Below are 21,824 nucleotides of genomic sequence, written 5' to 3' on the forward strand. Positions count from 1 at the left end.
AATAATAACAAGTATTAACGAGAGATTATTGGTTGTCGAAGGATAAGATTAAGACCTTAATTCATAATCACTCTCAAAACAAATTTAAAATGGCAAGATATACTGGTCCTAAAACTAAAATAGCTCGTAAATTTGGCGAAGCTATATTCGGAGATGATAAATCATTCGAAAAAAGAAATTACCCTCCTGGGCAACACGGAAACAACAGAAGACGTGGTAAAAAATCTGAGTACGCAATACAACTTCAAGAAAAACAAAAAGCTAAGTATACTTACGGTATCTTAGAGCGTCAATTTAGAGGATTGTTTAAAAAAGCAAGAGCAGCGCAAGGTATTACTGGTGAGGTGCTTTTACAACTTTGCGAATCTAGATTAGATAACGTGGTATTTAGAATGGGAATTGCTCCTACTAGAAGTGGGGCAAGACAATTAGTTTCTCACAGACATATTACAGTTAATGGTGAGTTAGTAAATATACCATCATACCAATTAAAAGCTGGCGATGTTGTAGCTGTAAGAGAAAAATCTAAATCACTTGAAACTATAGAAAGATCTCTTTCTAACTCAAGCAACGTTTATGAGTGGATAACTTGGAATTCTGACACAAAACAAGGAACTTATGTTTCTGTTCCTGCTAGAATTCAAATTCCAGAAAATATAAACGAACAATTCATAGTAGAATTATACTCTAAATAATAATTAATCACATTGGTATTTAGCCAAAGGATTTATTTGTTTTCTTCACACTTATAAATCGCGCAACTAAATAACAATTAAAACGAAGACACAATATGGCAGTATTTAATTTTCAAAAACCAGATAAAGTAATCATGATTGATTCTACTGATTTCGAAGGTAAATTCGAATTCAGACCTTTAGAGCCTGGTTATGGACTAACAGTAGGAAATGCTTTAAGAAGAGTATTATTATCTTCTTTAGAAGGGTTTGCAATTACATCGGTTAGAATTGAAGGTGTAGATCATGAATTTTCAGCAATAGCTGGAGTTGTTGAAGATGTAACAGAAATCATCTTAAACTTAAAACAAGTACGTTTTAAAAGACAAATTGAAGATATTGATAACGAATCAATTTCAATATCAATTTCTGGCCAAGATAAAATTACAGCTGGAGATTTTCAAAAGTTCATTTCTGGATTTCAAGTGTTAAACACAGAGTTAGTAATCTGTAACCTAGATCCAAAAGTGAATTTTAATATGGAAATCACTATTGAAAAAGGTAGAGGGTATGTTCCTGCAGAAGAGAATAAAAAAGCTTCAGCACCAATAGGAACAATTTTTACTGATTCAATTTACACACCTATAAAAAACGTTAAGTATAGTATTGAAAACTATCGTGTTGAACAAAAAACTGATTATGAAAAATTAGTTTTCGAAATCATAACAGATGGATCAATTACACCACAAGACGCTTTAACTGAAGGTGCTAAAACTTTAATTCACCACTTCATGTTATTCTCTGATGAGCGTATCACTTTAGAAGCTGATGAAATTGCACAAACTGAAACTTATGATGAAGAATCTCTTCATATGAGACAGTTACTTAAAACAAAGTTAATTGATATGGATTTATCGGTTCGTGCTCTTAACTGTTTAAAAGCTGCAGAAGTTGATACTTTAGGAGATTTAGTATCATTTAACAAAAATGATTTAATGAAATTCAGAAACTTTGGTAAAAAGTCTTTAACAGAGCTTGAAGAGCTAGTAAATGTTAAAGGACTAAACTTCGGGATGGATTTAAGTAAATATAAATTAGATAAAGATTAATTAATCATATTTTGCTCCTCGAATTGCGAGTTTGGTAGCAAGATGATAAAACAAAGGTCATGAGACACGGAAAAAAAGTAAACCACTTAGGTAGACAAACAGCCCACAGAAAAGCAATGTTAGCTAATATGGCTTGTTCTTTAATAGAGCATAAACGTATTAATACAACTGTAGCTAAAGCAAAAGCATTAAAACAATTTGTAGAGCCAATGATTACAAAATCAAAGGTAGATACAACGCATAACAGACGTTTAGTTATGGCTAAACTAAGACAAAAAAATGCTGTAGCAGAATTGTTTAGAGATGTTGCTGCTAAAATAGGTGACAGACCAGGTGGTTACACAAGAATTATTAAACTTGGTAATCGTTTAGGTGATAATGCTGATATGGCAATGATAGAGTTAGTTGATTACAACGAAATCTACAATGCTGGTAAAGAGAAAAAGAAAACAACTAGAAGAAGTAGAAGAGGTGGTTCTAAACCTGCAGCTGCTCCAGTTGAAGCTCAAGCATCAAACGAAGAAGAGTAAAAAATAACATATTTTTAACACTTTATACAAAAAGCAAACTTTTTTAAGTTTGCTTTTTTTTTAAATTTACTCAAATCTAAAATTATGAGAAAATTACTATTTTTTTTAGTGTTATCATCAAGTTTAATTGCAGCCCAAGGTCCTCAAGGAAGAGCTGTGAATTTATCTTCTGGTTCAAATGGTTTAGGTGGCAATGGTTATGGAACAAACAATTTATTAAACTTTGTTAAAGGCGAGTGGACTAAAACATCATCAACAAAAAACACAATTAGCGGGACTAATTATTTGTTTAACACATGGTCCAATACAGCAGAGATATATGATTTAAGTGGCAAAGGCTATAAATTGCCTAATTGTAATTTTAATGTAGCATCAAATTCGGTAGAGGCTATGTTTGATGATGCAACAAATAAAACATTTGTATTTAATACCAAAGATTTAAGTAAGGTTAGAATAGGAAACAAGGTGTTTATTAAAAAAGAAACAAATAATCAAAATAATTATTTATTAGAAATAATAGAAGAAAGCTCCAACGTATCCTTATATAAAAAATATGAAACCGAAGTGGTTTTAGCTAGTGTAAACCCTATGACACAACAAAAAATGGGGAAAGATAAAATAGATATTAAACATAGTTATTTAGTAGAAACAAATGGTAAGTTAAAAGCGCTAAAAATTAAAAAATCTACGATACTAAAATTAATGTCTGATAAAAAAGATTATATAAAAACTTTTATTAAAGACAATAAGTTGTCTGTAGCAAAAGAAAATGATTTAAAACAAATTTTTAAATATTATAACTCAATTAAATAAATTAAATATGAAAAAAATATTTTTATTAGTAACTGCATTTACAACACTTTACACATTTTCGCAAAATAGCAAAATTATTGGTTCAGGAACTTCAGCTTCAAATATGTATGGTGGTGTACAGGTAACTGCAGGTTCTAATAATGGTGTCTGGATAAAGTCAAGCGCATCAAAATCAAAAGTAGAAGGATCATATTATTTATTTAATAATTGGGTTAACAACGCATCGTTTTATTTATTAGGAAACGAAGGTTATAAAGTACCTCAGGTTAACTTTAATGTTAGGTTTAATCGTTTTGAGGCTAATATGAGTAAAAATATGGCAGTAGATTCTATTTTTGCATTTAATTCTCAATCAATAAAAAAGGTTGTAATAGGTGATAAAGAATTTGTTAAAAAGCAAATTGAAGGTAAAGGATCTAATTATTTTTTAGAAATGATTCAAGAAGGCGATAAAGTATCTTTGTTAAAATCATATAATACGGTTATAAACCCAGGAACTATTAACCCGATGACACAAAAAAAGATGCAGGCAGATAAGATAGATATTCAGTCAAGTTATTATATTGATAGAGGAGGAAACTTAGAAGAAGTTAAGTTGAAAAAATCAACGGTATTAAAGCTAATGGCAGATAAAAAGCAAGAAATAAAAAGCTTTTTAAGTGATAATAAAATATCGTTTAAAGTGGATGCCGATATTAAGAAAATTTTTAATTATTACAATTCAATCATATAATGTTAATAAGCATTTAATATATAAAGGATAAACTATTTTAGTTTATCCTTTTTTTTTAGCAATTTTGCAAAACTTTTCGAAAGACATATGAAATATCAAAAAAGACAAAAAGCCATCATTCTTCTAGCAGATGGTACTATTTTTTACGGTAAAGCAGTAGGTAATAAACAAGGAACTTCATTTGGCGAAGTATGTTTTAATACAGGTATGACAGGGTATCAGGAAATTTTTACAGACCCTTCATACTATGGGCAGCTTATGGTAGCCACTAATGCGCATATTGGTAATTATGGTGTAAATGACAATGAAGTAGAATCTAATTCTATAAAAATTGCAGGGCTAATAGTTAAAAACTTTAGTTACGAATACTCTAGAGAAGCAGCAGACGGATCATTAGAAGATTTTCTTGATAAAAATAATCTTTTAGCAATTTCGGATGTAGATACCAGAGCCTTGGTAAGTTATATTCGCGATAATGGTGCTATGAATGCTGTTATATCAACAGATGTTGATAATATTGAAGGCCTTAAAAAGCAGTTGGCAGAAGTGCCAAATATGGAAGGTTTAGAGTTAGCTTCAAAAGTATCAACCAAAGAACCATATTATTTTGGTGATGAAAATGCAACTTATAAAGTAGCCGCATTAGATATTGGAATAAAAAAGAATATTTTACGAAACATAGCAAGTCGAGATGCTTATATAAAAGTATTCCCTTATAATGCTAAGTTTGAAGATTTAGAAGCTTTTAAACCAGATGGTTACTTTTTGTCAAACGGCCCAGGAGACCCAGAACCACTAGTAGAGGCGCAAGAAGTAGCAAAAGAAATTATAAAAAGAAACTTACCATTGTTTGGAATATGTTTAGGCCATCAAGTAATAGCAAGAGCCAATGGTATTTCAACATATAAAATGCATAATGGCCATAGAGGTATAAATCATCCAGTAAAAAACTTAATTACGGGAAAAGGAGAAATTACATCTCAAAACCATGGATTTGCTGTAAATAGGCAAGAAGCCGAAGCAAATTCAGATTTAGAAATTACACACGTACATTTAAATGATAATACTGTAGCTGGTTTAGCCATGAAAAATAAGAAGATATTTTCAGTACAATATCACCCAGAAGCTAGTCCAGGTCCACACGATTCATCATATCTTTTTGATCAATTCATAGAAAATTTAAAAAAATAAAGTCAAGTAAACACCTCGGTAAATAAAATTTTTATCGAGGTTTATTTTTACTAAAACGTTGTAGAAGTAATTTCGTTAATTTCTTTAAAAACATCTAAAAATAAATAAGATTTAAACGTAAATTTGAAGTAATTAAAAGATTAAAAACAAACCAATTATGAGTATAATAATTAATATCCACGCAAGACAAATTCTAGATTCTAGAGGAAATCCAACGGTTGAAGTAGATGTAGTAACAGAAAATAATATATTAGGTAGAGCTGCTGTACCGTCGGGAGCATCAACAGGAGAACATGAAGCTGTTGAATTACGTGATGGTGGAAATACTTATATGGGTAAGGCTGTTTTAAAAGCTGTTGAAAATGTAAACACAATTATAGCCGAAGAGTTGTTAGGTGTTTCGGTTTTTGAACAAAACCTTATTGATAAAATAATGATTGATTTAGATGGTACCCCAAATAAATCAAAATTAGGAGCTAATGCCATATTAGGTGTGTCTTTAGCGGTGGCAAAAGCAGCGGCTAATGAATTGAGTATGCCATTATACCGTTACGTAGGTGGCGTTTCGGCAAACACACTTCCTTTGCCAATGATGAATATTATAAATGGAGGTTCTCATAGCGACGCTCCAATTGCATTTCAAGAATTTATGATTATGCCTGTTAAAGCTAAAACCTTTACACATGCTATGCAAATGGGAACCGAAATATTTCACAATCTTAAAAAAGTACTACACGACAGAAACCTTAGTACAGCTGTAGGAGACGAAGGCGGTTTTGCACCAAACCTAGAAGGTGGTACAGAAGATGCTCTAGATACCATTGCTAAAGCTGTTGAAAATGCAGGTTATAAATTTGGCGACGAGGTAAAAATTGCTTTAGATTGTGCTTCGGCAGAATTTTTTGTAAATGGTAAATATGATTACAAAAAGTTTGAAGGCGATTCAGGAGTAGTTAGAACAAGTAAAGAACAAGCAGAATACCTAGCAGAATTAACGTCTAAATACCCTATCATATCTATTGAAGATGGTATGGATGAAAACGATTGGGAAGGATGGAGTTATTTAACCGAATTAATTGGAGATAAAGTACAATTAGTTGGAGACGATTTATTTGTAACTAATGTAGAGCGTCTGTCTAGAGGTATTGAAAACGGTATTGCCAACTCAATTTTAATTAAAGTAAACCAAATAGGAACTTTAACAGAAACTATTGCAGCTGTAAATATGGCTCATAATGCTGGTTATACATCAGTAATGTCGCATCGTTCAGGAGAAACAGAAGACAATACTATTGCAGATCTTGCCGTAGCATTAAATACGGGACAAATAAAAACAGGTTCAGCGTCACGTAGCGATCGTATGGCAAAATACAATCAATTATTACGTATTGAAGAAGAACTAGGAGAAGTTGCTTATTTCCCTCAAGAAAAGGCATTTAAAATAAAATAAATATTATTTTAATTTCTATAGCAAAAGCGATTATTTTTTAATAATCGCTTTTTTTATATACATCAATTTTAATTTTTCTTAAATCGACGAAATCGTTATAGATAATCTTAAAAAAATAAAGAGATATTTCGTAAATTAGCGACCCGCATAACTAAATAACACTATATAGAAAAAACATGTCAGATAAAGCTATTCTAGAGATAAACGGAGAAAAACATGAATTCCCACTAATTACAGGAACAGAAAATGAAGTTGCAATGGATATTAAAGCGCTAAGAAGCGTTACAAAAGGAGTTACTACTCTCGATCCAGGATATAAAAACACAGGTTCTTGCGAAAGCGCAATTACGTTTTTAGATGGCGAAAAAGGTATTTTAAGGTATAGAGGATATTCAATAGAAGAATTGGCAGAAAAGGCCGATTTTTTAGAAGTAGCTTATCTGTTAATTTTTGGAGAATTACCCACTACAGAACAATTTGAAAAATTTCATTCAGATATCAAGAAACACTCTGTAGTTGATGATGATGTAAAAAAGATTTTAGACGCATTCCCAAAAGCAGCTCACCCAATGGGAGTTTTATCTTCATTAACAAGTGCATTAACCGCATTTAATCCATCTAGTGTTAATGTAGATTCTGAAGAAGATATGTATAACTCTGTTGTACGTATTTTAGGTAAATTTCCAATTTTAGTAGCATGGACCATGCGTAAAAAGAAAGGTTTGCCATTATATTATGGAGATTCATCATTGAGTTACGTAGAAAATGTATTAAAAATGATGTTTAAACAACCTCATGAAGAATCATATACTCAAAACCCAATTTTAGTTAATGCTTTAGATAAGTTACTAATTTTACATGCAGATCACGAACAAAATTGTTCAACATCAACTGTTAGAATTGTAGGATCATCTCATGCAGGTTTATTTGCTTCGCTATCAGCAGGTATTTCTGCTCTTTGGGGGCCATTACATGGAGGAGCTAATCAAGCTGTACTAGAAATGTTGGAAGCCATTAAAGAAGATGGAGGCGATACAAAAAAATATATGGCCAAAGCCAAAGATAAGAGCGATCCTTTCCGTTTAATGGGCTTTGGGCATCGTGTTTATAAAAATTTCGACCCTAGAGCAAAAATTATAAAAGTAGCCGCAGATGAAGTACTAGGAGATTTAGGAGTAGAAGATCCTATTTTAGATATAGCCAAAGGGTTAGAGAAAGAAGCTTTAGAAGATAAATATTTTGTAGACAGAAAACTATACCCTAATGTAGATTTTTATTCAGGTATAATATACAGAGCCATGGGTATTCCAACCGATATGTTTACAGTAATGTTTGCTTTAGGTCGTTTGCCAGGATGGATAGCACAATGGCGAGAAATGCGTTTAAAGAAGGAACCAATTGGGCGCCCAAGACAATTATATATTGGCGAAAACGAAAGATTTTTTAAAGATATCTCTGAAAGATAAATAACAATTTATTTATGTTATTAATAAGCTTCATGAAACTTTCATGAAGCTTTTTCTTTTTTTAAGCATTATTTTAAGAATAATGTAAAAAGTCTTTAATTATTCTTAGTTTTGAAGTTTATAATATGATAATGTGCTTTAAATAGAAAGTATGATAAAATTAAAGGTTAATAACGAAATAAATAGATTGCAAGCAGTAATACTCGGAACAGCACAAAGCAATGGCCCAATACCCAAAATAGAAGATTGTTACGACCCAAAAAGTGTAGAGCATATACTAGCAGGAACTTACCCAACAGAGAACGATATGGTTAAGGAAATGGAAGCTGTAGCTAAAGTTTTTAAAAAGTATAATGTTAAAGTCTATAGACCTGAAATTATTAAAGATTGTAATCAAATATTTGCCAGAGATATAGCCTTTGTAATTGACGATATAATAATAAAAGCAAACATACTTCCAGACAGAGAAGACGAATTTCAAGCCATAGATTATATTTGGAATCAAATAGCAGAAGAAAAGCGTATAGTATTACCAGAAGATTGCCATGTAGAAGGCGGAGACGTTATGCCATGGAATGATTATATATTCATAGGTACATATTCTGGACAAGATTATCCAGATATAATAACAGCAAGAACAAATACCAATGCAGTAAAAGCAATAAAAGCATTGTTTCCTAATAAAAAAATAAAATCTTTCGAATTAAGAAAATCAAATACCAACCCTAAAGAAAATGCTTTACATTTAGATTGTTGCTTTAACCCTTTAGGAAAAGGAAAAGCTATAATACATAAAAATGGTTTTTTAATAGAAGATGATTATAATTGGTTGGTTAATTTCTTCGGAAAAGACAATGTTTTTGAAATTACTAAAGATGAAATGTACCAAATGTGCAGCAATGTATTTTCAATTTCAGACAATGTTATCATTTCAGAACAAAACTTCACAAGGCTTAATACTTGGCTGCGTGAACAAGGTTTTACTGTAGAAGAAGTACCTTATGCTGAAATTGGTAAGCAAGAAGGTTTATTAAGATGTACAACAATGCCATTAATTAGAGATTAAAAATAAAATGCAACAAACAACAAATACAATTTTAATGGTTCGTCCTGTAAATTTTAGGATGAATGAACAAACCGCAGTTAATAACTATTATCAAGAATCAATTGATGGTGTTTTGCCAGAAACTATTAACACAAAAGCACAACAAGAGTTTGATAATTATGTTACTAAATTAAAGGCTATTGGTGTTAATGTAGTTGTTGTTAATGACAGGATTGAAAAAGACACTCCCGATTCTATATTCCCTAATAATTGGGTGTCATTTCATGAAAATGGAGATGTAGGTTTATATCCTATGTTTGCAGAAAATAGACGTTTAGAACGTAGAGAAGATATACTAGAAACCTTAGAAGAACAAGGTTTTGTAATTAATAATATTGTTGATTATACTAGTGCTGAAGATGAACATGTATTTTTAGAAGGCACAGGAAGTATTATACTAGATCGTGTTAATCGAAAAGCATATTGCGCATTGTCGCCTCGTGCCGATGAAGATTTATTTATAGAGTTTTGTGAAGATTTTGAATATACACCAGTAGTATTTAATGCTTACCAAACAGTAAACGGAAAGCGTAAAGCTATATATCATACAAATGTTATGATGTGTATAGGCGAAACATTCGCAGTTATTTGTTTAAATAGTATTGACGATAAAAAAGAGCGCAAAAGTGTTATTAAACACCTTAAAGAAGATGGGAAAACCATTATAGATATAACAGAAGAGCAAGTAAATAGTTTTGCCGGTAATATGCTACAAGTAAAAGGCATCAATGATGAGCGATACTTAATTATGAGCCAAGCAGCATATAATATTCTAACAGAAGCTCAAATTAAAATTATTGAAAAACACACAAAAATATTATCTAGTACTTTAAACACGATAGAAACTTGTGGTGGCGGAAGCGCACGTTGTATGATGGCCGAAGTGTTTTTACCTAAAAAGTAAGTATTAAGTAAAATAACGTTAACAAATAGTAATTAAGATGATGGCCTAGATTTTGGTAACTGTACGTAAAATGTACTACCAACACCTTTAGTGCTTTCTACCCAAATTTTTCCATGGTTTAGTTCTACTAGCTCTTTGCAAATAGAAAGCCCTAAACCAGTTCCTTTTTCATTATCTGTTCCCATAGTAGTAAACGAACTACTATTAAATAATTTACTCATATTTTCTTTAGATATACCTATACCAGTATCTGCAATACTTATAATACAACTTCCATTGCTTATATGGTTTGAAATGGTAATGGTATCTCCATTATCACTAAACTTAAGGGCGTTTGCTAATAGGTTTTGGATAACTATTTCAAACATACTTCTATCTGCATAAGCAAAATCTCGTAACGAGTGGTCAACAAGTTCTATACCTTTATTTTCCATGCGTTGTTCTATTAGCTTAACCTTAGTTTCAAAAACCTCTTGAATATCAAACAAACTTGGTTTAGGTTCTAAAGATTGCATTTGAGATTTAGACCAATTTAACAGATTAAAAAGTAGTAAAGATGCATTATTAGCATTTTCGCTTAATTCTGGTATTAAATTATCAAACTCTTCTCTAGATAGAGAGCCGTCTTTTAATAAATCAATAAAACCATTAATGGAAGATAACGAGTCTTTTAAATCATGAGAAACAATCGAGAAAAGTTTGTCTTTAACATTATTTACGCTTTCAAGGTGTTTGGTTTGTTCTAAAAAGGTTTGGTTTTCTAGTTCAATCTTAATATTTTTTTCTTCAAGATTTTGCATGTATTTAATATTGCTATTTCGTTTTAAATAAACTAAAACTAACAGCGCAGAAACTACAATTAGGGCGGCAAGTAAACCATAAAGAATAAGCTTGTGCTTGTTTGAAATTTTGTTTGTTTCAGCCATATTATTACTAGGCGTAATTTGGTTTATAGCTTGATTTGTTTCTATTTGGTTTATAGCTAAATTTTGGTCTAATTCTAAAGTGTTTTTGGTTTGGTTATTTAGCTTTATACTGCTTTTTTTTAGGCTATTGTTTAATTCGTAATATTCGCGTTGCCAAATAAATGCTCTATCAAAACGTTTGTTTGTAGAGTCTAAAGCCCGCATTAGTTTATAATGCTTTAGCAGTTCTGTTTTATTGTTTAATGTTTTTGCAATTTCTCCAGCTTCTAAAAGTTGTTTTTCAGCTATTTTTAATCGGCCTTGTTGTAAGTTTAAATGGCCTAAATTATTTAAAGCTAGCAGTAAACCTGTTTTATCTTTACTACGAATATTAATGTTATAACCTTGTACTAAATATTTTGTAGCTCGGTCGTAATCATTAAATTTTAAATACTCGCCACCAAGTTTTGGAAATATTTTTCCACGAATAGAGTCGTTATTAGTTGCGGTATTTTCTAAAACTTTTTCGTAGTATTCAATGGCTTTTCTGTGTTCCTTTTTATTAGAGTATAATTCTGCTAGTTTACCGTGCGATTCATTAATGGCTTTAGTGTCTTTAAGTTTTAATTGGATGCTTAAAGCCTTCTCGTAATAGGTAATAGCCTTTTCAAATAAATTAATGTTGTAATAAGCTTTAGCTAAATTACTATAAGCTAAATTAAGCTCGCTAGTAAGATTTCTTTTTTCAAGCTCATGTATTGCTGCTAAAGAAAACTGTAACCCTTTGTTGTAATTACCTCGTTTTATTTCTATTAAGCCAATGCTGTTATTAACTTTAGCAATGCTTAAAGTGTCTTTTAGTGAGTTAAAAAGTGTTTTAGATTTTTCGTAACCGCTAATTGCATTAATATAATCGTTTTTTTGAGCATAAATTAAAGCTTTATAAAAAGTGATTTCTGCAATTGCTATTTTGTAGTTTATAGCATTAGAAAGTTTTTCGCTTTCTATAATATATTTAATAGCCCTTTCGTAATCATTATTATCATAAAGTGCTTTAATAAGCTTTAAGGAAGTGTCTATTTTAAGAGAATCTTGCTCCTGAAATGCTAATTCTAAAGCAAGACTATCTATATCATTAGTTTGCGAAAAACTAATAAACACAGATAACATAAATAATAAAGTTGTTATTCTCCTCATTTTAACATTTAAATCGCAACTAGTTATAAAGCAAGGTAAAAGGGGTCTTAGATTTTGAGGGAATATAAGATTGCTTTATTTAATTACAACTCTTTGTTAGGTTTATTTTTTATCCGATTAAATCGAATTAATAGCATTACCACACAAAAGTTGAAAAAAGGATAATTAAAATCTAATTTTTGGGTTTTAATACCAAAAAATTAGATAAAAGGATGTCGAGAAAAACCTCTAAAAATCGACGAATAGATAAACGGTAAAAATCATAGAAAAAGAGCACTTTTGTCGATGAAATACAGCACCATAAATTTATATTAAAAACAACTTGTTTAATGTAAGAAATTTTGTGTATTTGTGTGTGTAAAAGGATTATAGAAAAAAATAATATTTATAATTTCAAAATAAATTAAAGGTTAAACTTAGATTTAAAATTCTATCTTTGCAGCCTTAAAAAAATAGTAAAATGAGCCTTCAAGACACATTATCAAAATACGTAAAACAAGCTATAAAATCAGACTTTGATGTTTCTTTAGAAACTGTAGAATTTCAAGCGACTAGAAAAGAGTTTGCTGGAGATATTACTGTAGTTATTTTTCCTATGTTACGTTTTATAAAAGGTAATCCTGTAAAAATAGGAGAAACTATAGGGCGTTATTTGGTTGATAATGTAAACGCAGTAAAAGCGTACAATGTAGTGAAAGGCTTTTTAAATATTGAAATTGATGATAGTTATTACATTAATTTTTTTAATACTGTAAAGCATAATAATAAATACGGATTTGTTTTTCCAAAGGAAGGAGATAAAGCCATTATGGTAGAATATTCGTCTCCAAACACTAATAAACCGTTGCATTTAGGGCATATAAGAAATAATCTTTTAGGGTATAGTGTTGCCGAAATTTTAAAGGCTTCAGGAAAAAAGGTTTATAAAACTCAAATTATAAACGATCGAGGTATTCATATTTGTAAAAGCATGATAGCTTGGGAGAAATTTGGTAACGGAGAAACTCCACAATCAACAGGCTTAAAAGGTGATAAACTTGTTGGTAATTATTATGTGAAGTTTGATCAAGAATATAAAAAAGAAATCCAAAGTTTAATAGCAAGTGGGAGTTCTGAGGAGGAAGCCAAAAAGAATGCACCTCTATTATTAGAAGCCCAAAAAATGCTTTTAAAGTGGGAAGCAGGAGATAACGAAGTAGTTGCACTCTGGAAAAAAATGAATGGTTGGGTTTATGATGGTTTTGCCGAAACATATCAAAACTTAGGTGTAAATTTTGATACGTTATATTACGAAAGTAATACTTATTTATTAGGAAAAGAGTTTGTAGCAGAAGGTTTAAAATCGGGTGTATTTCATAAAGAAGAAGACGGCTCGGTTTGGTGCGATTTAACAGATAATGGGCTTGATAAAAAAATAGTACAACGTGCTGATGGTACTGCGGTTTATATGACCCAAGATATAGGAACTGCTATACAACGTATTAAAGATTTTCCAGATGTTGGAGGTATGGTTTATACTGTAGGTAATGAGCAAGATTATCACTTTCAAGTACTGTTTTTAATCTTAAAGAAATTAGGTTTCGAGTGGGCAAAAAACTTATATCATTTAAGTTATGGTATGGTAGACTTACCAAGCGGAAAAATGAAAAGTAGAGAAGGCACTGTTGTTGATGCAGATGATTTAATTGAGGATATGGCAGCCACAGCTGAAGAGATTTCAGAAGAACTTGGTAAATTGGATGGGTATTCAACGAGTGAAAAGAAAACGCTCTACAAAACCATTGGCTTAGGAGCTTTGAAATACTATATTTTAAAAGTAGACCCTAAAAAACGTATTTTGTTTGACCCCAAAGAGTCTATCGATTTTCAAGGCAATACTGGACCTTTTATTCAATACACCTACGCTAGAATTCAATCTATATTAAGAAAAGCTAATTTAGACGATTCTGTAGTTATAAGTGATGTTGAAACGTCGTTACACCCTAAAGAAAAAGAACTCATTAAGCAAATTCAATTATTTCCAGAGATAATTCAAAATGCTGCCGATAACCATAGCCCAGCCTTAATTGCTAATTACACTTACGATTTGGTTAAAGAGTTTAACTCGTTTTATCAAAACGTTTCAATTCTAGGAGCCGATAACGAAACAGAAAAGGTGTTTAGAGTACAACTATCAAATATGGTAGCTAATACAATTAAAAATAGTTTTGGTTTATTAGGTGTTGATGTTCCTGAACGTATGTAGAATTTTGGTGTTCGTTTAACGTGTTTGTATATGGTTTTTGCGTTTTTAACGCACTTAATTTAGCAAATCAAGCCAAATAGAAAATCAGTAAGGATTTTTGTAAGTAGGCTAGAACTAGCAATAAATTATATACGGTGTTGGCAACTGGCTTTTTATAAATCAAAATTTTATTTTTTAATAATTCTTTTATTAAGAGTTCCAAATTCCGAGTCAATTTTCATTATGTAAAACCCATTAGATAAATCAGTAATATCTATTGTATCAAATTTGTTTTCAATAGTTTTAATACTTTGTCCTAATGAATTAAATATTTCTATTTTTATAATAGGACTATTTTGGGATTTTAAATAAATTAAAGAACTCGTTGGGTTGGGGTAAATGTCAATTTGAGGTAATTCAAATTTTGTTGTGTTTAGTGGGAAATTTTTAAAAACTGCTCCTCCGAAAACAGGCGTGTAAATGTCTAAAACCATACCATTATCTACTGAATATATCGAATATCCAGCAGCCAATAGTATAAAGTTAAAGTATTCGTTTTCAAAATTATTATGGATTTCAACTCCGCAGTCATCAGTTGTGTTTGAAAATTGGTCTGTTTCTAAAACATTAGAAAATGGTAAATTGAAAGTTCCATTAAATGTGTTACAAGCTCCTATTCCATTAAAAGTTAAATCTTCCATAATAGTTAGGGAAGGCGTTATAGTAGGTTCAATTTCTGAAACTATATAAGGTCCTGGGCTTCCATCGCTAGCCATAACAGAATATAAATACCAAGTTTGAAATAAGTCGGGATTTGGTTCTTGTGCAAAACAGTTTATTGAACAAATAATTGAAATCGAAAGTAATAATTGTTTCATAGTTCTTATTTTTCAGCTTGTTGCCAATTGTCCGTTAATATAAAATCGTTAATGTTTTATATTAAACGTTAAACGAAGGTAGCTGAAATTATTTACAAAATCAACCATTAAAAAATGACTTTTGTATCACTTTTATCTTGGTCTTCTTGTTTTTTATCAATTTGTTCAGTTTTAAATTTGGGCATATTATCTTTTCGGTAAAAGATAATAGGTATAGGTAATACAGCAGCTAAGCCTAGCATTAATAATAAGGCAAAAAAGCCTAAGTTTTTTTTAAAGGACTTCATTATAAGGTAATGCGTTTAACACCAGAATCTTGATGTTAAATGGTTAAATATGTAGTGAAAATTGCTATTTAATAGCAAGTGAAAATGACTCTATGAAGTTATTTTTGGTAGCAAACGGTTTTAATTTGCACCATAAGATTTTGCTCTAAAACTAGGTGGTTTAAAAATTGTAATAATATTACCTTTTGAGATTTTAAGGCATTAGATACATTACTAAGTTTATTGTTTAAAAGAGCCTTAAAGTTGAATTTAATAAAATATTTTAAGCTAACTTTTAATGGTAATTTGGTTAAATAGTAATTTTTAGTAACAGTATTATAAATAGAATTGTTACTTGCAAGAATTTCGGTTTGTGGTTTTTCAATTCCCGTAGGTGCATTAACATGCCCAGAAAAAGAGCTAAGAGTAATAAGTAGAATAAGGCTACTTAAGTAAAGCTTTATTTTGTTAGTATTTAACATGTTACAAATATAAATATTTTTTAAAAATGCACTCTAAAGCTAATGTTTGGTGTAATTCCTAAAGAGATATTTTCAACGGGGTTAACGTTATTGTTTTCATCTAAAATGTAGTATTTATTAATTGTGTTTTTCTTATTTAAAAGATTCCAAATAGAAGCACCAATAGTAGCTTTTGCCGTATTAGAAAGATTAAACGCATAAGTTGCAGAGCAATCTACACGTAAATAATTGTTTAAACGAGTGCTATTTGGCGAAGCGTAAACTATTAAATGGTCCTCAGGATTAGTGTTGTTAGCAGGCTGGGTATGTGGTATTCCGGTATGCCAATTTAGCCCTGAAGCAAATTTTATGTTGTTATTAGTGTATGTTCCAGCAAAGGTAAAGGCATGGGTTATATCTGCGTTATTAGGAAACTTTTTGCCTTCATTTAAATGATTAAATATATAATTGTTTTTGCTATACGAATAAGATAGCCAACCACTAATAATTTTGTTAAATTGTTTGTTTATAAGTACATCTACGCCCTTAATGTTGTAACTTCCAGTACTATTAATAAACAGGTATTGGTTTTGAAAACCTTGACTTCTTGTTGTAATACCATCAACTTTTTTTATGTAGGTTTCTGCACTTATTAAGAGTTTATTTTTGTTAAAATGTAAACCTGCAGAAAATTGTTTGCTTTTTAAAACAGGAATTGGGTGAATAACTTGATTATCATTAATAATAACCTCTTTGTTGTTATTTGAAAGTACCCAACGTCGTTTTTCAATACCTAAAAAGTCGTTTTGTAAATCTATAATTTGTGTAGTTGTCTGGCTTTTAAATTCGCCTAAAACTTCAAACCTAAAATGGTTTAAAAAACGCTGAGAAAAACTTAATCTGGGTTCTGCGAAAAGCATATTAAATTTTTCAATAAAGTTTAAACGTCCGCCAATAGTAAGTTTAGTTTTAGCATTGTTAGAAAGAAACCCAGTTTCGGCATAAGCAGCATGACTTCTTATTACATTTTTAACAAAACTTCTAAAAACAGGATTATTTACATCTTCTAAATTACTAATGCCAACTTCTGTAAATTGATAGCCTGTGTTTATTTTAAATTGATTAGTTGCTTGATAGTTAACATTTAATTTTACAGAACCATCAAACACTTCATTTTCTTGAATTAAACGTTGGTTGTTTAAGACATCAAAATTTGTTGCATCCAAATCGTAGTTTGTAACATAAATTTGCGCTGTGGTTGATAGTTTCTCATTCCAGTCTCTGACGTAAGTAACTCCAAAAGCTAAATTTTGTTGAGACAATTTGCTGTTTAAAGCTTCATCAACGTCGTTTATTGTAGATTGTTCTTCGTAATTTAAACGATTGTTTACGTTTAAAAAATGAAAACGAAGCTTGTCTTTTTTTGAAATATCATATAAAAATTTTACGGCAATATCATAAAAATAGAAAGACTCATTTTGTGTTATAGAATTGTTGTTGCTTTTCCCTTTTGAGAAATCTGAATCTTGAAAAATACGCTTAAAATATTGATCGTAAGTCGAGGTGTTTATTAAATCTGTTATAGAGCGACGAGTAGATAATTGTAACTCTATTTTTTTTGATAAAGGCACTTTTATATAACCATCGGCATTAATTAAATTGAAACCTAATCCTGCTTTAAACTTATTATCAATATCATTTGGTAATCGCATATCTATAACGCTAGAAATACCATCGCCATATTTTGCGCTAGTACCATTTTTATAAACTTTAATCTGTTTGGTTGTATAGGGGTTAAACGCAGAAATTAACCCGAAAAAATGACCAGATTGATACATTTTTATGCCATCCCAAAGTAGTAGGTTTTGATCGTGAGTGCCACCACGTACATTTATATTCGATACGGTTTCGTCTGTACTTTGTATACCAGGTATAGCTTGTATGGTTTGTAAAACATCGGGTTCAATAAGGCCTGGTAATATGCCAAAAGCTTCAGGCCTAATAGTTATTGCTCCATCGTTTAATTTGGTAATACCTGTAGTTAAATAATTATTTACAATAACCTCGTTAAGGTTTTGTATTTTAAATTCATTTTGTGTTTTTTTCTTAGATCTTATAACAACAAAACGATTATCTAGTAATTCAAAATCTAATAATGTTTCGTTTTTAAGAAATTCTAAAAGTGCTTTTATCGATAAGTTTTTATTTGGAGTATTAGCTGTTTTGTCTTTAATAGTTTTATCAGTATAAGAAAAGCTAATGTTGTAGGTTACAGAAAGTGCTTTTAAAATGGAAACAAGCGGTTGCTTTTCTTTTTGAACGGTTTGCGCTTTTAAAGAAACAGCATTCAAAAAAAATACAGATAAAACAATAGAAAAAATAAAATTTCTATTCACCTTTTAATATAATCGTATTATTTGATTTGCTATACGTTGCATGTAAAGGCAATGTAATTGATTTTAGAGCCATATCTATATTATCATGAGCAAAACTACCTGTAAATAATTGCTCAGAATCTATGTTAAGCAAAGTTATGTTTACATGGTATTGTCTTTCAAACTCTGCAATAACAGTTTTGTAAGGTAAGCTTGTAAATGTACTTGCGTTATTTAACCACGAAGGCATGGTGCGGTTTTCTTTTTCTTTAGCAATTACTTTTCCATCAATAATTAAAAAACGGTTTCCCGGTTTTAATTTTGTTTCTTTAGCGTTGTAAGTAACACCAACTAATCCTTCGTAGCAAATAACCTCAAAATAATTGTCCCTTTGTTTTACATTAAATTGAGTACCGTAAACCATAACAGTTCCTAATGTTGTTTTTACTTTAAAAGCAGAGCCTTTAGCAACTTTAAAAAAAGCTTCGCCTTCAAGTTTTACTTCACGATCATGTTTCCAATCTTTTTTATTAAAAACTAAATACGATTTTGCGTTAAGCGAAACACTAGAGGCATCTGGTAACTCTATAGTTGTTTTTTGTGCAAACTCTGTAGTAATGGTTGTGTTTAAAGTAGTTGTATAATAATATAAACTAAAACATACTGCTAGTAAGGCAGCTACTTGTATAAGAGGTTTTAACCATTTAATAGGGGGTTGCTTTTTCGTTTTTATGGCCAATAATACGTTTTCAAGTTCTTTAGATGTATTGTAATTATCTGCCTTAAAAGCTTGTAAGTTAGAGTTTAACTTTACTAAATCATCATAGTCATCAAGGTTTTTAAAAGCCTTAAGTTCTTGTTCATTTAGGTTGTTATCTAACCATTTTGATATGAGTTCTTCTCTGTTCATGATTTCTATTCAACTATATAACAGTTAACTTTAATTTTTTCCTACCCTTTAAAAAGAAATTTTTAAGCTCAATTTAAAAAGTTACAACTCTTTAATTTCTTTTCTTAATTTAATTAAAGCACCATAAATTCTTTTTTCAACCGCTTTTGTAGAAATATCTAAAATTTCTGCAATTTCTTTAAAGCGTTTACCCTCAACCCTATTCATCATAAAAGCTTCACGTTGTGCATGGGTTAAATTAGAAAGGGCTTTTTGTAATTTATTATTATACTCGGCCTCTTGCATTAAAAATTCAGGGTTTTCGTTTGTAAAAGTTTTAGGCTTAGTTTGCTTATGCTTTAAAACTACTTTTTGGTGTGCAGCTTCATTTAACATTAAGTTGTTTGCGGTAGTAAACACAAAGCTTTTTGCCTTATTAGGCGCAATTTTAGAGCAGTTTTCCCATAACTTAATAAAAGCCTCTTGTACTTTATCTTTAGGGTTTAATAAATCGCCAAATTTATAGTATAAAAAGCTATGTAAATCTTTAGCGTGTTTATTGAAGATGGATGAAAATAAATGTTCTTCACAAATGTTTTCATGTAATTTTTTCTTCATAGCAATATTCGATTCTTGCTACTAAAATAGCCTTTTTTTAAAATTTAGTTTTTACTTTTTTTAAGTTTTTTAAAATATGAGGGTAGGAATTTTTAAAGTTATCTTGTTTTATAATCAAAAGCTATGTTTAACCCAAAATCAATGACCATGAAAATTAATATGAAAACAGTATTGCTAATACCTTTTTTTGCCCTTTTACTTTTTGTTTCTTGTCAAGACGAAGTAACCGAAATTACTCAACCAGAAGAAAAAGAAGCTTTAACAGCCGAATCTGAACTAACAAATTTAATGTTCTCTACCTCTATCATGGACGGTTCTGCAGATAACATTATAGACCATGCAAGTTGCACAGCTGTAAAATTACCAGTAACGGTCGAAATTAATGGTCTTCAAATTATTATAGATTCAGAAGAAGACTTTAAAGTAATCGAAGCCATTTTTAATGAATTTGATGATGATGAAGACGAACTAGATATTATTTTCCCAATAACCATAATTCTTTCAGACCACGAAGAAATTGTACTTAACAATCAAGACGAATTAGAAGCTTTAATTGAAGATTGTAAAGAAGAAAACGAAGAGGATGACGATATAGAATGCATCGATTTTCAATACCCAATATCATTTTCGGTTTTTAATACCGATTTTCAAATTATTGATGTTGTAACCATAGAAAACGACAGGCAATTATATCGGTTTTTAAAACGCGTAAAAAATGCCGAAGTTATAGCAAGTCTTAACTTTCCAATAACTTTAGAGTATGCAGACGGAACAACACTACAAGTTAACAATAATGAAGAACTTGCAAAAACAATTAAAGAAGCAAAAAACATTTGCGACGAAGATGATGATAACGATTATGGCGACGACGATTTTACAAAAGAACACTTAGACGAATACTTGCAAATTTGCCCATGGGTAGTTTACGAGTTTAAAAGAAACGATATAAATAAAACCGAAACCTATAAAGAATACGCATTAAATTTTAAAGAAGACGGCGTAGTTGTTATGCGAGCTAGAGGCGGCAATGTGTTAACAGGAACATGGAACACTCGAGTAACCGATAGAGGCGCGCTTTTAAAGTTAGAGTTCGATACCTTAGTAGATTTTAATCTAGAATGGGTAGTTTACGATATCGAGTACGGAAAAATAAAACTTTTCGAAGTAGGAGGTAACAGAGTTATTATGAAGAAAAACTGCGATGTTGTTATAGACATTACAAAAGAACGAATTAAAGACTATTTACAAGAATGTTTATGGCGAATAGCGCGTTTAAACATTGAGGGAGTCGATACCGAAAAAAATTACATAGGCACACCACTAAAATTTTACGACGATAATATTGTAAAAATAAGAATAAACGGCAATTTCATACAAGGCAGCTATCAAATAAGCGAAAAAGATGCAGGCTTTGCATTACAAATAGAATTAGAAGACCGACCAGAATTAAAACTTGTCTGGATAATAACCTTGCTACAAGAAAACTTAATAAAACTAGAAAACATAAACAACCAAATGGTTTTAATGAGACATTGCCCAGATGAAGATGACGATCTAGAATACATAGATAACGTACTAATTTCTGGCGAGTGGGAAGTCGCAGCCTACCATATCGATGGCGAAAATAAACCAGAAGAATTCTACATGTACACCCTAAACTTTATGGAAACCGGAAACATAAAAGTAACAGACCCTAACGACGGTATTTTTAATGGCTCTTGGTTAGCATACAGAAACGAAGGCTTACATTTAGGCTTGTTTTTTGGCGACAATGCACCCTTTAACGATTTAAACCACCGCTGGAAAATACTAGAAATAACAACAGAAAGAATCGAGCTAAAAGACCTAAGCGCAAGCGGAACAATAGAACGTATTCTAGTACTAGAAAAACGCATATAAACAAACATGTTTGGTAAAAAACGAAACTTATTTTCGGTTGGTTAAGTAACTTAACAAAGTTTCATTTTTAAGGCTGTCATTCCCCATTGGCAGCCTTTTTTTATAAATCATTATAGAGTTACCACAAGGGTCGGGCT

Annotated in this window: 19 protein-coding genes; 12 read left to right on the forward strand and 7 right to left on the reverse strand. The window is 30.7% G+C overall.

Going from position 1 to position 21,824, the window contains the following annotated elements:
- Window positions 1–89: 89 nt before the first annotated feature.
- From rpsD to ctlX, 10 genes are all read left to right on the forward strand, one after another.
- Window positions 90–695 (forward strand): 30S ribosomal protein S4, encoded by a 606-nt coding sequence (rpsD, locus tag ACNG5D_RS03240; protein ID WP_418182050.1) that lies wholly within the window; start codon window positions 90–92, stop codon window positions 693–695.
- 95 nt (window positions 696–790) lie between these two features.
- A complete protein-coding gene (locus tag ACNG5D_RS03245) occupies window positions 791–1,783 on the forward strand; it encodes a DNA-directed RNA polymerase subunit alpha (RefSeq protein WP_418182051.1) in 993 nt (330 codons plus the stop codon).
- A gap of 59 nt (window positions 1,784–1,842) precedes the next feature.
- Window positions 1,843–2,313 carry a 50S ribosomal protein L17 gene (gene rplQ / locus ACNG5D_RS03250; RefSeq protein WP_418182052.1) on the forward strand — a complete coding sequence of 157 codons (471 nt, stop codon included), beginning with the start codon at window positions 1,843–1,845 and terminating at the stop codon, window positions 2,311–2,313.
- Window positions 2,314–2,397: 84 nt separating this feature from the next.
- The gene (locus tag ACNG5D_RS03255) at window positions 2,398–3,126 is read left to right on the forward strand and encodes a hypothetical protein (RefSeq protein ID WP_418182053.1); all 729 of its coding nucleotides are present in this window, start codon (window positions 2,398–2,400) and stop codon (window positions 3,124–3,126) included.
- A gap of 7 nt (window positions 3,127–3,133) precedes the next feature.
- On the forward strand, window positions 3,134–3,859 hold the full coding sequence (locus ACNG5D_RS03260; protein ID WP_418182054.1) for a hypothetical protein: 726 nt from the start codon (window positions 3,134–3,136) through the stop codon (window positions 3,857–3,859).
- A gap of 87 nt (window positions 3,860–3,946) precedes the next feature.
- On the forward strand, window positions 3,947–5,050 hold the full coding sequence (gene carA / locus ACNG5D_RS03265) for a glutamine-hydrolyzing carbamoyl-phosphate synthase small subunit (protein WP_418182055.1): 1,104 nt from the start codon (window positions 3,947–3,949) through the stop codon (window positions 5,048–5,050).
- Window positions 5,051–5,207: 157 nt separating this feature from the next.
- Window positions 5,208–6,500 (forward strand): phosphopyruvate hydratase, encoded by a 1,293-nt coding sequence (eno, locus tag ACNG5D_RS03270; RefSeq protein ID WP_418182056.1) that lies wholly within the window; start codon window positions 5,208–5,210, stop codon window positions 6,498–6,500.
- A 176-nt stretch (window positions 6,501–6,676) separates the two neighbouring features.
- Window positions 6,677–7,966: a citrate synthase gene (locus ACNG5D_RS03275; protein ID WP_418182057.1), complete on the forward strand. Its 1,290-nt coding sequence runs from the start codon at window positions 6,677–6,679 to the stop codon at window positions 7,964–7,966.
- Window positions 7,967–8,117: 151 nt separating this feature from the next.
- Window positions 8,118–9,032, forward strand: a complete 915-nt coding sequence (locus ACNG5D_RS03280) for a dimethylarginine dimethylaminohydrolase family protein (protein ID WP_418182058.1) — start codon at window positions 8,118–8,120, stop codon at window positions 9,030–9,032.
- A gap of 7 nt (window positions 9,033–9,039) precedes the next feature.
- Window positions 9,040–9,975, forward strand: coding sequence for a citrulline utilization hydrolase CtlX (gene ctlX / locus ACNG5D_RS03285; protein ID WP_418182059.1), 936 nt, complete (start codon window positions 9,040–9,042; stop codon window positions 9,973–9,975).
- Window positions 9,976–10,007: 32 nt separating this feature from the next.
- On the opposite strand, the gene ACNG5D_RS03290 is transcribed toward ctlX, so the two are convergent.
- Window positions 10,008–12,077 (reverse strand): tetratricopeptide repeat-containing sensor histidine kinase, encoded by a 2,070-nt coding sequence (locus ACNG5D_RS03290; RefSeq protein WP_418182060.1) that lies wholly within the window; start codon window positions 12,075–12,077, stop codon window positions 10,008–10,010.
- Between the two features lie 460 nt (window positions 12,078–12,537).
- Between ACNG5D_RS03290 and argS the strand changes: the two genes are divergently transcribed.
- Window positions 12,538–14,322, forward strand: coding sequence for an arginine--tRNA ligase (gene argS / locus ACNG5D_RS03295; RefSeq protein WP_418182061.1), 1,785 nt, complete (start codon window positions 12,538–12,540; stop codon window positions 14,320–14,322).
- Between the two features lie 167 nt (window positions 14,323–14,489).
- Here the strand turns inward: argS and ACNG5D_RS03300 are convergent, their stop codons facing one another.
- The 6 genes from ACNG5D_RS03300 to ACNG5D_RS03325 form a co-directional block, all read right to left on the reverse strand.
- Entirely contained in the window at window positions 14,490–15,179 is a 690-nt protein-coding gene (locus ACNG5D_RS03300; protein WP_418182062.1) for a T9SS type A sorting domain-containing protein, read from the reverse strand.
- 107 nt (window positions 15,180–15,286) lie between these two features.
- Window positions 15,287–15,466 (reverse strand): hypothetical protein, encoded by a 180-nt coding sequence (locus ACNG5D_RS03305; RefSeq protein WP_418182063.1) that lies wholly within the window; start codon window positions 15,464–15,466, stop codon window positions 15,287–15,289.
- Window positions 15,467–15,564: 98 nt separating this feature from the next.
- On the reverse strand, window positions 15,565–15,927 hold the full coding sequence (locus ACNG5D_RS03310; protein ID WP_418182064.1) for a hypothetical protein: 363 nt from the start codon (window positions 15,925–15,927) through the stop codon (window positions 15,565–15,567).
- A gap of 20 nt (window positions 15,928–15,947) precedes the next feature.
- The gene (locus ACNG5D_RS03315; protein ID WP_418182065.1) at window positions 15,948–18,302 is read right to left on the reverse strand and encodes a TonB-dependent receptor plug domain-containing protein; all 2,355 of its coding nucleotides are present in this window, start codon (window positions 18,300–18,302) and stop codon (window positions 15,948–15,950) included.
- Window positions 18,295–19,191, reverse strand: coding sequence for a FecR family protein (locus tag ACNG5D_RS03320; protein ID WP_418182066.1), 897 nt, complete (start codon window positions 19,189–19,191; stop codon window positions 18,295–18,297). The genes ACNG5D_RS03315 and ACNG5D_RS03320 overlap by 8 nt, the downstream gene beginning before the upstream one ends.
- 81 nt (window positions 19,192–19,272) lie before the next feature.
- A complete protein-coding gene (locus ACNG5D_RS03325; protein ID WP_418182067.1) occupies window positions 19,273–19,788 on the reverse strand; it encodes an RNA polymerase sigma factor in 516 nt (171 codons plus the stop codon).
- 147 nt (window positions 19,789–19,935) lie between these two features.
- Between ACNG5D_RS03325 and ACNG5D_RS03330 the strand changes: the two genes are divergently transcribed.
- Window positions 19,936–21,687 (forward strand): hypothetical protein, encoded by a 1,752-nt coding sequence (locus tag ACNG5D_RS03330; RefSeq protein ID WP_418182068.1) that lies wholly within the window; start codon window positions 19,936–19,938, stop codon window positions 21,685–21,687.
- Window positions 21,688–21,824: the final 137 nt, after the last annotated feature.

The sequence above is a fragment of the Algibacter ulvanivorans genome (genome assembly GCF_048381495.1).
Lineage (GTDB): Bacteria > Bacteroidota > Bacteroidia > Flavobacteriales > Flavobacteriaceae > Algibacter_B > Algibacter_B ulvanivorans.

Coding starts and splice junctions, on each gene's coding strand:
- rpsD (WP_418182050.1), top strand. CDS start 90: ATGGCAAGATATACTGGTCCTAAAACTAAAATAGCTCGTAAATTTGGC.
- ACNG5D_RS03245 (WP_418182051.1), top strand. CDS start 791: ATGGCAGTATTTAATTTTCAAAAACCAGATAAAGTAATCATGATTGAT.
- rplQ (WP_418182052.1), top strand. CDS start 1,843: ATGAGACACGGAAAAAAAGTAAACCACTTAGGTAGACAAACAGCCCAC.
- ACNG5D_RS03255 (WP_418182053.1), top strand. CDS start 2,398: ATGAGAAAATTACTATTTTTTTTAGTGTTATCATCAAGTTTAATTGCA.
- ACNG5D_RS03260 (WP_418182054.1), top strand. CDS start 3,134: ATGAAAAAAATATTTTTATTAGTAACTGCATTTACAACACTTTACACA.
- carA (WP_418182055.1), top strand. CDS start 3,947: ATGAAATATCAAAAAAGACAAAAAGCCATCATTCTTCTAGCAGATGGT.
- eno (WP_418182056.1), top strand. CDS start 5,208: ATGAGTATAATAATTAATATCCACGCAAGACAAATTCTAGATTCTAGA.
- ACNG5D_RS03275 (WP_418182057.1), top strand. CDS start 6,677: ATGTCAGATAAAGCTATTCTAGAGATAAACGGAGAAAAACATGAATTC.
- ACNG5D_RS03280 (WP_418182058.1), top strand. CDS start 8,118: ATGATAAAATTAAAGGTTAATAACGAAATAAATAGATTGCAAGCAGTA.
- ctlX (WP_418182059.1), top strand. CDS start 9,040: ATGCAACAAACAACAAATACAATTTTAATGGTTCGTCCTGTAAATTTT.
- ACNG5D_RS03290 (WP_418182060.1), bottom strand. CDS start 12,077: ATGAGGAGAATAACAACTTTATTATTTATGTTATCTGTGTTTATTAGT.
- argS (WP_418182061.1), top strand. CDS start 12,538: ATGAGCCTTCAAGACACATTATCAAAATACGTAAAACAAGCTATAAAA.
- ACNG5D_RS03300 (WP_418182062.1), bottom strand. CDS start 15,179: ATGAAACAATTATTACTTTCGATTTCAATTATTTGTTCAATAAACTGT.
- ACNG5D_RS03305 (WP_418182063.1), bottom strand. CDS start 15,466: ATGAAGTCCTTTAAAAAAAACTTAGGCTTTTTTGCCTTATTATTAATG.
- ACNG5D_RS03310 (WP_418182064.1), bottom strand. CDS start 15,927: ATGTTAAATACTAACAAAATAAAGCTTTACTTAAGTAGCCTTATTCTA.
- ACNG5D_RS03320 (WP_418182066.1), bottom strand. CDS start 19,191: ATGAACAGAGAAGAACTCATATCAAAATGGTTAGATAACAACCTAAAT.
- ACNG5D_RS03325 (WP_418182067.1), bottom strand. CDS start 19,788: ATGAAGAAAAAATTACATGAAAACATTTGTGAAGAACATTTATTTTCA.
- ACNG5D_RS03330 (WP_418182068.1), top strand. CDS start 19,936: ATGAAAATTAATATGAAAACAGTATTGCTAATACCTTTTTTTGCCCTT.